Consider the following 14,264-nt stretch of genomic DNA (forward strand, 5'->3'; position numbering starts at 1 on the left):
GTTGAGTAACGACAATTATGCAATAAGCGTGAAAGCCGCGTCGCGGGTGAAACCCTGCGGCGTTTTTCACGTCTTAACAACAGATGGTCGGTTAAGCCGACCTCACTGCTTGATTATTGAGCACTAATTTTTGAGCTACCGTTATTTGGCAACGGTTGCCTAGGGAGATCACATGCGCGATACGCAAACAAAACGAACTTCATCACTGGGCGCTTCACCCCTGGCACTAGCGGCAAGCGCCTTGGGTCTCACCTTTGGTGCCCCCGCTTGGGCGGATGATGCGGCTGAGCGTTTGACGGAGCGACTGGATCCGCTTGAGCGTTATCAGGCAAATTTTGAGCAGCAGATTTTAGATGGCAGCGGCGATCGTCTTCAAAGCGCGCGCGGTGAAATGTGGCTTTCTCGCCCTGGTATGCTGCGTTGGGAAGTAGACGCACCCTATTCCCAAACCGTGGTTTCTGACGGTGACGATGTCTATATGTACGACCCAGACCTTGAACAAGTCACCGTTCAAGAGATGGATGATCGGGTCACCCATACCCCCGCGTTACTACTGTCGGGAAGCGTTGACGATTTAACCGAAAGCTATGAGGTGTTCTACGAGCAGGACGGGGGAGAAGATGTCTTTACCCTGGTGCCTATCTTAGCCGATACGCTGTTCGAAGAGTTAAGCATGGTGTTTGATGCCGACACGCTAACCGAGCTGTGGATGATGGATAGCACCGGTCAGCGTACCGCCATTACGTTTAGTAATATTACCCTCAATGGCGAGATTGCTTCTGACGTGTTTGATTTTGAGATTCCCGAAGGTACCGATGTTATCCGCGAAGAGCTTTAACTAAACACTGTCAGCAGTTAGTACCATGAACCATCAGATCAGGCGCCTTAGGGCGCCTGATCTGCTTCCTGATCAAGATTTTCCCGCCATGCCATGATTTCCCCAAAGCGCTTCTCCTGGCCAAACGTACTTGGCTTGAAGAAAGTGGCTTTGGGCAACTCGTCAGGCCAGCAGTCGTGGGCGCTACCCGCCGGGTAGCCGTCTGGCTCGTTGTGGGCATAGCGATAGCCTTCACCATGGCCCAACTGCTCCATCAGTTTGGTCGGCGCATTGCGAAGGTAGGTTGGTACCTCCACCTGAGGTTGCTGGCGCACAAACTGCTTGGCTTCGCTCCAGGCACGGTCTATGCGGTTGCTTTTGGGCGCCACGGCTAAGTGAATTGCCGCATGGGCAATTGCCCGCTGGCCTTCATAATCCCCTAAACGCAAGTAGGCATCCCAGGCGGCAATCACTAGCGGTAGGGCACGGGGGTCGGCGTTGCCCACGTCTTCTGAGGCGATGGCAGTTAGCCTGCGTACCACGTCCAGCGGGTCACCGCCGCCCTGCATAAAGCGCGCCATATAGAGCAGCGCGGCATTGGGGCGCGAAGAGCGTATCGACTTATGAATGGCCGAGAGCAAGTCGTAATAGGCGTCACCCTGTTTATCGAAGGCGCTGGCCTGATGGCCAATCACATCGGCTAACACTTCCTTATGAAGTACCTCACGGCCGTTTTCTTGGGTAGCGAAATCACAAGCAGTTTCTAATAGGCCCAGGGCACGTCGGGCATCGCCAGCGCTGGCGAGTGCCAGGGCGCTTAATACCTCATCATCTATATGAATATTACGCTTGCCCAGACCGCGCTCAGCGTCGCTGAGGGCCTGGCGCATCACCGTGGTCAGTTCCTCCTGGGTAAGCGATTTCAGCACGTAAACCCGCGCGCGGGAGAGCAGCGCCGAATTGACTTCAAAGGAGGGGTTTTCGGTGGTGGCACCAATCAGCGTTAGCAGGCCCGACTCTACATGGGGAAGCAGGGCGTCTTGCTGACTCTTGTTGAGGCGATGAATCTCATCTAAAAAGAGGATAACGGGGGATGACATTTGCTGTGCTCGCTCGACGACGGCACGAATCTCTTTTACGCCAGCCATTACCGCGCTTAGATGCTCAAGGTGAGCCTGGGAAGCCCGGGCCATCAGCTCCGCCAGCGTCGTTTTGCCAACACCCGGTGGCCCCCACAGAATCATAGAGCGTATAACGCCGGATTCCGCCATACGGCGTAAGGGTTTATCTGGCCCTACAAGCGCCTGTTGACCCACGTAATCGTCCAGCTTGAGAGGGCGCATGCGAAAGGCTAGCGGGGCATCGTCGGAAGGTACCGCTTGGGCGCTATCAAAAAGATCCATTTAAACATCCGTTATAAATCGAGACGTTGAGCAATAAAGCACCAACAAGTGACAGTGGTAAACCACACCTTGGCGAACTACCTTTGGCGTAACCTATCAGAAAGATACACTTGCTAGGATAACGCTACCGGGGCATTGTTTATGATAACCACTGATAATAAACCCTGCGCGCTTATGATCGCATGCCGTTAACCACTAAGTATTGGCGGTAGGCATGACACAATAAAGGAGACGGTTCGATGTTAAACCAACTGCGTCTAGATCATGCCAATATGGCGAGAATGCTCCATGTGCTGCAGCTCAAGCAGAAAACGCTTGCCCAGGGTGAGCGGCCTAACTTCCAGCTTATGCGCGAGGTGGTCGACTATATCTTGTCCTACATGGACGGTTTTGCCACTCCCCTTGAGCGCGTCTGCGTCGAACGGCTGCAAACCAAGGCGCCTGAGCACCTCGCACTTACCGAGAAGATGGCCAACGATTACCGTGATCTGAAACCACGCCTTCAGCGCCTCTCTAATGACATAGACATGGTGTTAATGGATAACATCATACCGATGGACCGCTTTGCCGAAGACTTAAGAGATTACTTAGAGGCGCATCGGGCATACCTGCGTCACGAACGCGAGGAGTTATTCCCACTGATTGATGAGCACTTTAGCCAGGAAGATATGGAGGAGTTGCGCCTAGCGCTGCCCGAAGGTGCTGAACAGGAATTGGTGCGTCTGCAGCAAGCTTATCCCGAACTCTACGCCGAGCTGCGCGGAGCAGATGTGCCAGCGGTATAGCCGTGATAACGACTTAAGACTGTAGTGACAACCGATAAATTCCTAGGCGGGGCATGCTAAACTAGCGGCCCCGTTTTTTAATGGGCAGCAGTCCACCCCTCGACCAGCTCGGCGCTGATTAATGAAGCAGGACAGTGATGCAGAGAGCCATGAAAGGCCCCGTATTAATTTTTGATTCCGGCGTCGGCGGCCTGTCTGTGGCGCAGTCACTGCGCCAACACTACCCTGATGCTGCCCTGTGCTATGCCTGCGATAATGCTTGGCTACCCTATGGGCTGCGCGAAGACGCCTTGCTTGCCGATCGCATTGTGGCAGTGTGTCGAGCCGCTGTTGAAGCTTGCCAACCTAGTGTGCTGGTCGTTGCCTGCAACACCGCAAGCACCTTGGCGTTAGAGAATTTACGCCAGCAGTTAGCGATTCCTGTGGTGGGCACCGTGCCCGCTATCAAGCCTGCCGCAGAGATTAGCCAGACACGCCATATAGGGCTGCTGGCCACCAAGGCCACCGTAGGCCGGCCCTATACTCAGCGCTTGATTGATAGCTTTGCCGGCGACTGTGTTATCACTCGCGTTGCCGCAGATGCCCTGGTCGTTGAGGCGGAGGCGCACTTGGCGGGTATCAAGCCAGACATCCAGCGTATGCAGGCGGCACTGGCACCGCTGTGGCAAGCCGTTACCCCTCTACCTGCTCATCCTTTATTGTCTGAACATCAGGCGCTGGATACCGTGGTGCTTGGCTGCACCCATTTTCCATTGTTAAAGCCTTGGCTGATGCAGCTTGCTCCCGTGCCTTTGCACTGGATTGATTCCGGTGATGCTATTGCTCGTCGAGTTGCGCAAGTCGTTGATGAGCTCAACAGTGATCAGCTCGATGGCCGCTGTTTTACCACCGCGCCTGCGGCTAACCTAACAGCTGGTTTAGCACGCTATGGGTTTAAAGCATCCCAATTGCTTAATGTGAGCGACTGAACACTACTTACTACTACTGCTGATCGAATTATTTAAAGGAGCAGCCTTGGCTATCCCCGTTGTAGAACCCGAACGTTATGCTGAGCAGCTAGCCGACAAACGCGACTACCTGGAAAGTACCTTTGCACCGTTCCAGCCACCGACGTTAGAGGTATTTGAATCGCCGCCGGGCTATTACCGTCAGCGCTGCGAGTTTCGCATATGGCACGAAGAGGACGACCTCTTCTACGCCATGTTCGAGGTAGATCCAGATAACCCGAAGAACAAGCGGGTCATTCGGTTAGATCAGTACGCCGTCGCCAGTGAACGCATTAATCAGCTAATGCCCCAGCTGCGAGAGGCCTGCCTAAACTCTGACGAGCTACGCCGACGGCTGTTTCAGGTCGAGTTTCTAACCACGCTGTCAGGTGAGGCGCTGGTAACGCTGATTTACCATCGTCCGTTAGGTGATGAGTGGGAGCGCGAAGCCCGCGCGCTGGAAGCTGAACTGGGCATTATGATCATTGGCCGCTCCCGCAAGCAGCGAATCGTCCTTACCCGAGACCACGTATGGGAGCGGCTAGAGGTGGATGGCCGCACGCTGCACTACCAGCAGGTCGAAAACAGCTTTACCCAGCCCAATGCGCATATATGTCAAAAAATGCTCAGCTGGGCGCGAGAAGTGACCGCCAGTCAGCAAGAGGAAGGCGCAAAGAGAGATCTGGTCGAACTCTATTGCGGCAATGGCAATTTTACCATTGCCTTAGCCGAGAACTTCCGCCGCGTGTTGGCTACGGAAATTTCCCGCACGTCAGTGGCCAGTGCCAACGTGAACCTGGACGCCAATGGGGTAACGAATGCGCAGATTGGTCGTATGTCGGCTGAAGAGTTCTCGCTGGCGCTGAAAGGCGAAAAAGCCGGGCGTCGCGTGGCGGAAATGGCGCTGGAAGAGTACGATTTTTCCACCGTTCTGGTCGACCCGCCTCGCGCTGGCCTAGATGAACAGAGCTGTGAACTGCTCAACGAGTATGCGCAAATCGTCTATATTTCATGCAATCCGGCTACGCTGGCTGAAAATTTGTCCATACTGACCAACACCCATCGGATAGAACGCTTTGCGCTGTTTGACCAGTTTCCGTTTACCGACCACTGTGAGTGTGGGGTACTGCTAAAGCGGCGCGAGGTATAATAAGCCTATGGTTTAGGCTGGTACGCAAAGCCGGCGAGCATAGGCAGTCTTTGTACAACGCCTAATGCGTAAACGGTATGTGCCATGAACAACACGTCAGGTGATTAGGGACGCGACGATAGGTAGCGTAAGCTAGCTGTTATGTTGGCCTAAAGGCCTATTGTTCTTCGTTTTTTTGGCCGTTTAATGGCCTAGGCAGTCGAGGTGATGGATGCACTACGTTGCGATTGAAGAGAGTCGGCAAGATCTTTTGAAGCAGCTCCAGGAGCGGCTACATGCGCGGTTAGACCCCACTCGCGCTGCTACTGTGGACGCCTTTGCCCGGCACTTTTATGCCACCGTACCGGTGGAAGACTTAGTGGATCGTCGCCTGGACGACTTATATGGCGCAACGCTGTCGATCTGGCAGTTTTTGCAGCATCACGACCCGAAAAGCCCCAAAGTAAGGGTATTTAACCCTGATTTTGAAGAGCACGGCTGGCAGTCGACGCATACCTTTGTCGCCGTTCTCCATGAAGATATGCCATTTTTGGTCGACTCGGTACGTATCGAACTCAACCGCCGCGGCTTGACGGTGCACGCCATTCAAAATGCCGTGCTGGCGGTCGCCCGTGATGAGCGCCATCAGTTGCAGGCGTTGGCCTCGCCCAGGGCAGAAAACGCACCAGAAGCACGCGAGTCGTTAATCGTCATCGAAGTCGACCGGCACACCGACGTAGCGTTGCTTGAGAAAATCGAAAGCAATCTAAATGATGTGCTTCGTGATGTACGTACCGCCGTGGGCGATTTCGACGCAATGTGTTCGCAAATCACCGCATCAATTCAAGAGCTCGAGAAAAACTGCCCGCCGCAGATCGATCCTGACGACCACGAAGAGGCGATTGCCTTTTTAGAGTGGATGCTCAAGGATAATTTTACTTTCCTTGGTTACGACGAGTACCTGCTGGAAGGCGGCGAGTTAAAGCGCGACGCAGATAGCGTGCTGGGCGTCTTCCGCCTGGATCAACCGCGCTACTGTGAGCGTATTCGCACCGAAGAGGGCGTGGATGAGTACAACGAGTATGTGCTAGTGCCGCAACTGCTGTCGTTTGCCAAGAGCGCCCATCACTCCCGCGTTCATCGTCCTACTTATCCCGATTACATTACCGTTGATCGTTATGATGACGATGGCAATGTGATTGGCGAGCGGCGCTTCTTTGGTCTGTTTACCTCGACGGTATACAACGAATCGCCGCGTAATATTCCGCTGCTGCGCCGTAAGCTAAAAGCAGTGATGGATATAGCCGGGTTTAACCCCCAGGGCCACAACGGCAAGCAGCTGCTGCAGGTGCTGGAAGTTTACCCCCGCGACGACCTGTTCCAGATCGATACCGAGTCGCTGGCGAGTACCTCGCTGGGCATTCTGAATATCCGCGAGCGCCGTCAGGTGCGGCTGTTTATTCGCGCCGATATCAGCGGTAAGTTCTATTCCTGCCTGGTGTTCGTTCCCCGCGACGTATTCTCCACCGATCTGCGTCAGCGGATTCAAAACGTGCTGTGCGACGAGTTAGACGCCCACTTTGGCGATTTCAACACCTACCTATCTGAATCAGTGCTTGCACGCATTCAACTGATTCTGCGCTTTAACGGCGATGCGCCCAGCGATTACGATCTGAAGCGTCTGGAAAGCAAAGTAGCACGGCTGGCGCGTAGCTGGCGCGACGATTTACAAAACGCCATGATCGAAGGTTTTGGCGAAGAGCGCGCTAACAGCCTGATGGATCACTTCCGCGAAGCCTTTTCGGCTAGCTATCGTGAAGACTTCTCCGCGCGCACCGCCGTGTTTGATGTTCAGCATCTGTTAACGCTGAACAACGGCGACGATTTATCGCTGTCGCTCTATCGCCCGTTAGAAGAGCAGGGCGGCGGAGTAAACCTGAAACTGTTCCACCGCGAGACGCAGATTCCGCTCTCCGATGTGCTGCCGATGATGGAAAATCTCGGCCTGCGTGTGATTGGCGAGCGCCCTTACGATATCAATGCCCCTGAACAGCGCTACTGGATTCACGACTTCGAGCTTGAACACAGCGGTGCGGATGTCAGCTTGGGCGATATGCGTGATGTATTCACTGAAGCGTTCAAGCGTATCTGGTCCGGTGAAGCCGATAACGACGCCTTTAATCGCCTGATTATTGGCGCGGGGTTGGATTGGCGCGAAGTGGCGATGCTGCGCGGCTATGCTCGCTATCTCAAACAAATCCGCTTTGGTATGTCTCAGGATTATATTGCTGCCACGCTGGCCAACTATCCGGCCATTACGCGCGAGCTGGTTGAGCTATTCCGCCTGCGTTTTGATCCTGAGCAGCAGGACCACGCCACCGATGAGTGCATCGCTAGCTTAAACGAGCGACTGGAAGGCGTTGCTAGTCTTAACGACGACCAATTGCTGCGTCGCTTTATGGAATTGATTCTCGCCACGCTGCGTACCAATTATTACCAGCTCGGCGAGGGCGGACGCTTTAAAGATTATATCGCTTACAAACTTGAGCCTTCCAAAGTCACCGGCATGCCCAAGCCGCGGCCAATGTTTGAGATTTTTGTATGCTCGCCGCGGGTTGAGGGTGTCCATCTGCGCGGCGGTAAAGTCGCCCGCGGGGGCCTGCGTTGGTCTGACCGCTTTGAGGATTACCGCACCGAGGTGCTGGGGCTAGTGAAAGCGCAGCAGGTTAAGAACGCCGTTATCGTGCCGGTTGGCGCAAAAGGCGGTTTTGTCTGTAAGCGCATGCCAGAAAACGCCAGCCGCGACGTTGTGCAGAAAGAGGGCATCGCCTGCTATCAAATCTTTATCCGCGCGCTGCTGGATGTTACCGACAATCTGGTAGGTAGCGATGTGGTGCCGCCGGAAAATGTCGTTCGCCACGATGAAGACGATGCCTACTTGGTCGTAGCTGCCGATAAAGGCACCGCCACTTTCTCGGATATCGCCAACGAAATTTCCATTGAGTACGGCCACTGGCTAGGCGATGCGTTTGCCTCTGGCGGTGCCAATGGTTACGACCATAAGAAAATGGGTATTACCGCACGCGGTGCTTGGGAGTCCGTTAAACGCCATTTCAAAAACCTCGATGTGGACACTCAGCGCGATCTGTTTAGCGTGGTGGGGGTCGGCGATATGGCCGGTGATGTGTTCGGCAACGGCATGCTGCTCTCCGATAAGATCCAATTGGTGGGTGCCTTTAACCACCTGCATATCTTTGTCGACCCCAATCCAGATGCGGAGGCTTCCTTTGCTGAGCGTAATCGGCTGTTTGCCCTGCCACGCTCCAGTTGGGAAGACTACAGCCGGGAGTTGATCTCTGCCGGTGGCGGGATCTTCAACCGAAGCGCCAAGTCAATCACCATCACGCCAGAGATGCAGCAGGTGTTTGGTATCAAGGAAGAGCGCCTGTCGCCGAATGAACTGATCCGTGCCATGCTCAAATCCAAGGTGGATTTGATCTGGAACGGCGGTATCGGGACGTACGTGAAAGGCTCCGATGAAACCGACGCTGATGTCGGCGACAAAGCCAACGATATGTTGCGGATCAACGGCAATGACTTGAACTGCCGCGTGGTGGGCGAAGGCGGTAACCTCGGCTTGACCCAGCGCGGGCGTATGGAAGCCGCCGCTAAGGGCGTGCGCGTTTATACCGACTTCATTGATAATGCGGGCGGGGTAAACTGCTCCGACCACGAGGTCAACATCAAGATTTTGATCGACGAAGTGGTCAAGCGCGGCGATATGACCGATAAGCAGCGTAATCAGCTATTGGCGGAAATGACTGATGAGGTAGGTGATCTGGTCATTCTGGATAACTACCGTCAAAGCCAGGCGCTGGATCTCTCAGCTATTCTTTCCAATCAGTCGATGGGGCCCTACCGTCGCTTTATCAGCGAACTTGAGGCCGCAGGCCAGATTGATCGCGAACTCGAGTTTCTGCCCACCGACGAGTTGCTGAAAGAGCGTGCTAGTAATGGTCAGGCAATGCGGCTGCCGGAACTTTCGGTGCTTATTTCCTACGCCAAAAGCACCTTGAAAGGCGACTTGATCACCTCCGACGTGCCGGACGATCATTATATTCACCGCCACCTGGAGCGCCTGTTCCCCGCTGTGTTGGTTGAACGCTTTAAAGATGAGATGTACGAGCATCGCCTAAAGCGTGAGATCGTTGCGACGCAGGTGGCCAACGACCTGGTCGACCATATGGGCATCGTCTTTGTACGTCGCCTGATGGATTCCACCGGTGCTGGGCGTGCCGATATCGCGCGGGCCTACATAGTCGCCCGCGATAGCTTTAACTTACCTAGTCTCTGGGCACAGATTGAAGCCCTCGATAATCAGGTGCCCAACCGCATCCAGTACTCGATGATGCTCGATCTGATGCGTCTGATCCGTCGCGCCACACGCTGGTTTGTACGTCAGCATTTAGGGCTTTCGACACAAGATACCATCGAGTACTTTGCTCCCCGTTTAGCGCAACTGCAGGAAGGTATTGGCGAGTTACTTAGCGGTGAGGAGCTTAGCGCTTGGAATAGCCGCCGTGACGAACTGATGGAAGCGGGCGTGCCAGAGGCGTTGGCATCCACTGTCGCGGCGTCATCCAGCCTTTATGCAGGGCTGGGTATTATCCAGGCGGCGCGCATGACCAATGAAAAACCGCAGCGGGTGGCGGAAGTGCTGTATGAAATTGGCAGCCGCCTGGAGCTGCCGTGGATGATTCAGCAGGTAACCCAGCTGGAAGTACGCGATGCCTGGCAGGCGCAGGCGCGGGAAACCTTCCGCGACGACATCGAGCGCCAGCAGCTTGCGCTAACCACCAGCGTATTGAAGCTCGATGCCGGCAGCCGCGATACCCAAGAGCGGGTGGCACAGTGGTTGGATCAGCATGCCGATCTACATCGCCGCTGGTGTCGCCTTATTGAAGAGGTGCGCGGCGGCAGTGAAGGGGGCTTTGCGCTCTTCGCCGTAGCGGTACGCGAACTGGTCGATCTGGCTGAAAGCGATAGCGAAGCCTAGACGTACCTAGTCCACTTAATTAAAGCGTGTCTATTTAATTAAAACCAAGTATGAAAGCGCGCCCTGGTTCTCCACCAGGGCGCGCTTTGTTGCGTTATACTAGTGCCCGTTTTCAGTCCCCGCTTCAAGAGACCCGCTATGTACAACCTCGCCCGCTCACTGTTCTTTCGCGTTGATCCAGAAACCTCTCACGGTATGGCGCTGGGCGCGTTGGATGCACTGCATCGTGTCGGTGGGGTAACGCGGCTATTTGGTAAGCCGGTAAACGATCCCGTCGAGCTGATGGGCCTACGGTTTGCTAATCGAGTAGGGCTCGCCGCCGGGCTGGACAAGAACGCTGACCACCTGGATGCGCTGGGTGCGCTGGGGTTTGGCTTTGTCGAAGTCGGGACGGTGACGCCTAAGCCGCAGCCCGGCAATCCTAAGCCCCGGCTGTTTCGCTTAGCCCAGCATGAGGCGATCATCAACCGCTTTGGCTTTAACAATAAAGGGGTTGCGCATCTAATACAACAGGTGAAGCAGCGCCACTACGGCGGCATTGTGGGCATCAATATTGGTAAAAACCTGACGACTTCCGTAGAGCACGCGCTGGATGACTATCTGGTATGTTTAGACGCAGTGCATCCCTATGCGGATTACATTGCCGTTAACGTCTCTTCACCGAATACCCCTGGGTTGCGCACCTTACAGTTTGGTGAACAGCTGGATGCGTTGTTAGGGCCTATTCGTGCTCGCGCCAATGAGCTTGATGCCCAGACGGGCCGAAAAATCCCACTGCTGATTAAGATTGCCCCAGATATGAGCGCTGAAGAAGTCGCGTTGATGGCAGAAAGTATTCAGCGCAATGCACTTGATGGCGTGATTGCCACCAATACCACGGTATCTCGAGAAGCCGTCCAGGGGGACCCGCAAGCGGAGGAGGCGGGTGGGCTTTCTGGGAAACCCGTCTTCGAGGCATCCAATCGAGTCATTCGCCAACTGCGTGAGCATCTACCATCGCTACCTATCATTGGTGTTGGTGGAATCAATAGTGCCGCTGCTGCCCAGGCCAAAATCGCGGCGGGAGCAGATTTAGTGCAACTCTACTCGGGGTTGATCTATCAAGGGCCTAAACTGATCGGTGAGTGCGCAAGGGCACTGAAAGTTAGAGATTGAGCAAGTAGGTGATCAGCGAAGTAGTGTTGGCATAAATGCACACTAAAAAGCCCACTTCAAAAGTGGGCTCACTGAAAAACCTTTCGTTTAAAATTTTTCTTGTAAAACATTGAAAAATAAAACGTTAGGCCATGACTAAGGGGTTCTTGTGGATGCCTGAGATGCCGGTCATTCCATCCCACTGGTCACCGCGACCTTCACGCCAACCGCTCATCCAGTATTCGCGTAAATTGATATCTTGACTGGGACAGTCGTCACGAGAACGACCCGATACACCCGCTTTGTAACCGTGGACATAAGCCCGCTGAAAGCGATCACGTTTCTGCCGTTTCATTGGCTAACCTCTTTTCACGAAAGCCTTTGATGAGAAATAGGGTGTTATCAACTTATGTTATCAATAACAGCCACTATTCCGAGAGCTTGCTTCAAGAGCGAGACACCGCTTCAACCCTGCTGTTTGGCACTCACGGGCTGAACGAGCCGAGCGGCGATCTCTTACAAAGAACACTCATATGCCAAAGGCCTAGTCTTGAACCGACCCTGACAAGAAACGCATGCGTTTTTCAGTAGCTACTCTCTTATTGTTAGACCATGATGGGGTCATCTGTCGACTACCAAATTGTCATAAAACGTAAACTCATTTGCTATATACAGGAATGTCGCGCCTTTACGCGCCGCTATTACCATGACCGAGTCGAACCAAACCGCTCCCCTGAACTTGCTCGCCACTTGCCCAAAAGGCATCGAAGGCCTGCTTCACGACGAACTCATAGCGCTGGGCGCCACGCCGGGTAAAACCACCGTGGCGGGCGTCTATTTCACTGCCAGCCAAGCGATCGCGTATCGTGTCTGCCTATGGTCCCGGTTAGCTAACCGGGTCATTTTGACCCTGGTACGCGAATCGATGATCGATACCGCTGAGCAAGTACGTGATGTGGTCGCCCGCATTGCCTGGACGCAGCACCTAGCTCCGGGCAAAACGCTGGCGGTCGATTTCCATGGCCGCAGCGAACACATCCGCCACACCCGTTTTGGTGCGCAGACCGTTAAAGATGGCATTGTCGATGCGCTTCAACTGGCCGGGCAGGAACGCCCCAACGTGGATACCAAAACCCCGCATTTGCGCATCTATGCCCACCTGCATCGGATGAACTTAACCATTGGGCTGGATCTCTCTGGTGAAAGCCTCCACCGCCGTGGTTATCGCCGTGATGTAGGTCACGCGCCGCTGAAAGAGAATTTGGCAGCGGCACTGCTGGTGCGTGCAGGCTGGCCCGAGCGCCTCAAGGCCGGTGAACCGTTGATTGATCCGCTGTGTGGTGCAGGCACGCTACTGATCGAAGCCGCCATGATGGCCGCTGATCAAGCACCTAACCTGAACCGTGAACGGTTCGGCTTTCATGGCTGGGCAGGGCACGATGATCTCGCCTGGCAAGAACAGAAACGCGAAGCCGACGCGCGCGCTTCCATTGGTCGCAAGCGCTGTAAAGCTCAGCTACTCGGCTTTGATCAGAGCCCTGCAGCACTGACGGCAGCGAAATCCAATGCCATGCGGGCGGGCATTCCAGCCTTGATTACCCTGCATGGCCAAAGTCTTGCACAGTTGACTCGGCCGGAAACACTGACTGCTGAGAGCGGCCTGCTGATCACTAATCCCCCTTACGGCGAACGGCTGGGTGAGTTACCTGAGCTGGTACGTCTATATGCGCAACTGGGTGAGAAAGCCAAAGCGCTGTTCCCGGGCTGGACCCTGGCGGTATTCACCGGCAACCCGGATCTCGGCCATCGGCTGGGGATGCGTGCGCACAAACAGTACGCGCTTAAAAATGGTGCCTTGGATGCCAAACTGCTGCTCATGGAGATCGGGGGGGCGGAGCAGCAACCTACCACTAGCATTGATACGCCCGCACATGCTGAAAGCGTGGTAGAGGCAACCACTAGTGAGGGTGTTAGCGAAGAGCAAACTGCTCATAAAAACCAAGACAATGCGCAGATGTTTGCCAATCGGCTGATTAAAAATCAGAAGCGCTTGAAGAAATGGCTGAAGCAGAGCGGTGAAACCAGCTATCGCGTCTATGACGCCGATATGCCCGAGTATGCCCTGGCGGTGGATCGTTACGGTGATCGGGTACATGTCCAAGAGTACGCGGCACCCAGCTCGATTAACCCAGCCCAGGCGCAAAAGCGCTTGTACGATGCCTTGGAAGTCATGCCCGAAGCGCTCAGTGTTGACGCCAGCAAGATCTATATCAAGCGCCGCGAGCGCCAAACCGGCAGCGCTCAGTACCAGAAGCGTGCCGCCAGCGGTGAACGTTTTGAGGTGCACGAGGGTGCAGCACGGCTATGGGTCAACCTGCGTGACTATCTGGATACCGGTCTGTTCCTTGATCACCGACCGGTACGGCGCATGCTGGGCGAAATGGCTAGCGGTAAGCGCTTTTTAAACCTATTTTGTTACACCGCTACCGCGACGGTGCAGGCGGCCTTAGGTGGCGCCAGCGACAGCGTGAGTGTGGATATGTCCAATACCTACCTGGAGTGGGCCAAGGACAACTTTGCGCTGAACAAACTCGATACACGGCTGCATCGTGTGGTTCGCGACGACTGTTTCCGCTGGCTGGAAACCGCCAACGCAGAGTTCGACCTGATCTTTATGGATCCGCCGACATTTTCCAACTCCAAGAAGATGCGTGATACGCTCGATGTACAGCGAGATCACCCGAGGTTAGTGGAGCTCGCCATGGCGCGATTGGCACCCGGTGGCACGTTAGTGTTTTCTAATAACCAGCGCCGCTTTAAACTCGATGAATCGCTGAGCGAGCAATACGCGGTCGAAGATATCACCGGGCGAAGTTTCGACCCCGATTTCCAGCGGCGCACGAACTTACATCACGTGTTCTTGCTTCGTCATAAAGTGTCATAAGAGAGTTTAA

General features: G+C 54.7%; 9 protein-coding genes. 7 read left to right on the top strand and 2 right to left on the bottom strand.

What is annotated here, in order from left to right; translation table 11 throughout:
• Positions 1 to 172: 172 nt before the first annotated feature.
• On the top strand, positions 173 to 838 hold the full coding sequence (gene lolA, locus AC5TBW_RS05350) for an outer membrane lipoprotein periplasmic chaperone LolA (protein ID WP_495511072.1): 666 nt from the start codon (positions 173 to 175) through the stop codon (positions 836 to 838).
• A gap of 47 nt (positions 839 to 885) precedes the next feature.
• Here the strand turns inward: lolA and AC5TBW_RS05355 are convergent, their stop codons facing one another.
• A complete protein-coding gene (locus AC5TBW_RS05355) occupies positions 886 to 2,220 on the bottom strand; it encodes a replication-associated recombination protein A (RefSeq protein ID WP_495511073.1) in 1,335 nt (444 codons plus the stop codon).
• A 239-nt stretch (positions 2,221 to 2,459) separates the two neighbouring features.
• Between AC5TBW_RS05355 and AC5TBW_RS05360 the strand changes: the two genes are divergently transcribed.
• From AC5TBW_RS05360 to AC5TBW_RS05380, 5 genes are all read left to right on the top strand, one after another.
• Positions 2,460 to 3,005 carry a hemerythrin domain-containing protein gene (locus AC5TBW_RS05360; protein WP_495511074.1) on the top strand — a complete coding sequence of 182 codons (546 nt, stop codon included), beginning with the start codon at positions 2,460 to 2,462 and terminating at the stop codon, positions 3,003 to 3,005.
• Positions 3,006 to 3,154: 149 nt separating this feature from the next.
• Positions 3,155 to 3,973 (top strand): glutamate racemase, encoded by an 819-nt coding sequence (gene murI / locus AC5TBW_RS05365; RefSeq protein ID WP_495511075.1) that lies wholly within the window; start codon positions 3,155 to 3,157, stop codon positions 3,971 to 3,973.
• Positions 3,974 to 4,019: 46 nt separating this feature from the next.
• Entirely contained in the window at positions 4,020 to 5,141 is a 1,122-nt protein-coding gene (gene trmA, locus AC5TBW_RS05370) for a tRNA (uridine(54)-C5)-methyltransferase TrmA (RefSeq protein ID WP_495511076.1), read from the top strand.
• A gap of 211 nt (positions 5,142 to 5,352) precedes the next feature.
• Positions 5,353 to 10,176, top strand: a complete 4,824-nt coding sequence (locus tag AC5TBW_RS05375) for an NAD-glutamate dehydrogenase (protein WP_495511077.1) — start codon at positions 5,353 to 5,355, stop codon at positions 10,174 to 10,176.
• A 138-nt stretch (positions 10,177 to 10,314) separates the two neighbouring features.
• Complete coding sequence (locus AC5TBW_RS05380; protein ID WP_495511078.1) at positions 10,315 to 11,331, top strand: quinone-dependent dihydroorotate dehydrogenase; 1,017 nt, start codon at positions 10,315 to 10,317, stop codon at positions 11,329 to 11,331.
• Positions 11,332 to 11,455: 124 nt separating this feature from the next.
• Here the strand turns inward: AC5TBW_RS05380 and rmf are convergent, their stop codons facing one another.
• Complete coding sequence (gene rmf / locus AC5TBW_RS05385; RefSeq protein ID WP_007111057.1) at positions 11,456 to 11,665, bottom strand: ribosome modulation factor; 210 nt, start codon at positions 11,663 to 11,665, stop codon at positions 11,456 to 11,458.
• A 351-nt stretch (positions 11,666 to 12,016) separates the two neighbouring features.
• On the opposite strand from rmf, the gene rlmKL reads away from it, so the two are divergent.
• Complete coding sequence (rlmKL, locus tag AC5TBW_RS05390; protein WP_495511079.1) at positions 12,017 to 14,254, top strand: bifunctional 23S rRNA (guanine(2069)-N(7))-methyltransferase RlmK/23S rRNA (guanine(2445)-N(2))-methyltransferase RlmL; 2,238 nt, start codon at positions 12,017 to 12,019, stop codon at positions 14,252 to 14,254.
• The last annotated feature ends 10 nt before the right edge of the window (positions 14,255 to 14,264 follow it).

The sequence above is a fragment of the Vreelandella sp. ssv genome (assembly GCF_059448525.1).

Bases quoted from the DNA above. Each gene is read 5' to 3' on its own strand.
- lolA (WP_495511072.1), top strand. From the start codon at position 173: ATGCGCGATACGCAAACAAAACGAACTTCATCACTGGGCGCTTCACCC.
- AC5TBW_RS05355 (WP_495511073.1), bottom strand. From the start codon at position 2,220: ATGGATCTTTTTGATAGCGCCCAAGCGGTACCTTCCGACGATGCCCCG.
- AC5TBW_RS05360 (WP_495511074.1), top strand. From the start codon at position 2,460: ATGTTAAACCAACTGCGTCTAGATCATGCCAATATGGCGAGAATGCTC.
- murI (WP_495511075.1), top strand. From the start codon at position 3,155: ATGAAAGGCCCCGTATTAATTTTTGATTCCGGCGTCGGCGGCCTGTCT.
- AC5TBW_RS05375 (WP_495511077.1), top strand. From the start codon at position 5,353: ATGCACTACGTTGCGATTGAAGAGAGTCGGCAAGATCTTTTGAAGCAG.
- AC5TBW_RS05380 (WP_495511078.1), top strand. From the start codon at position 10,315: ATGTACAACCTCGCCCGCTCACTGTTCTTTCGCGTTGATCCAGAAACC.
- rmf (WP_007111057.1), bottom strand. From the start codon at position 11,665: ATGAAACGGCAGAAACGTGATCGCTTTCAGCGGGCTTATGTCCACGGT.
- rlmKL (WP_495511079.1), top strand. From the start codon at position 12,017: ATGACCGAGTCGAACCAAACCGCTCCCCTGAACTTGCTCGCCACTTGC.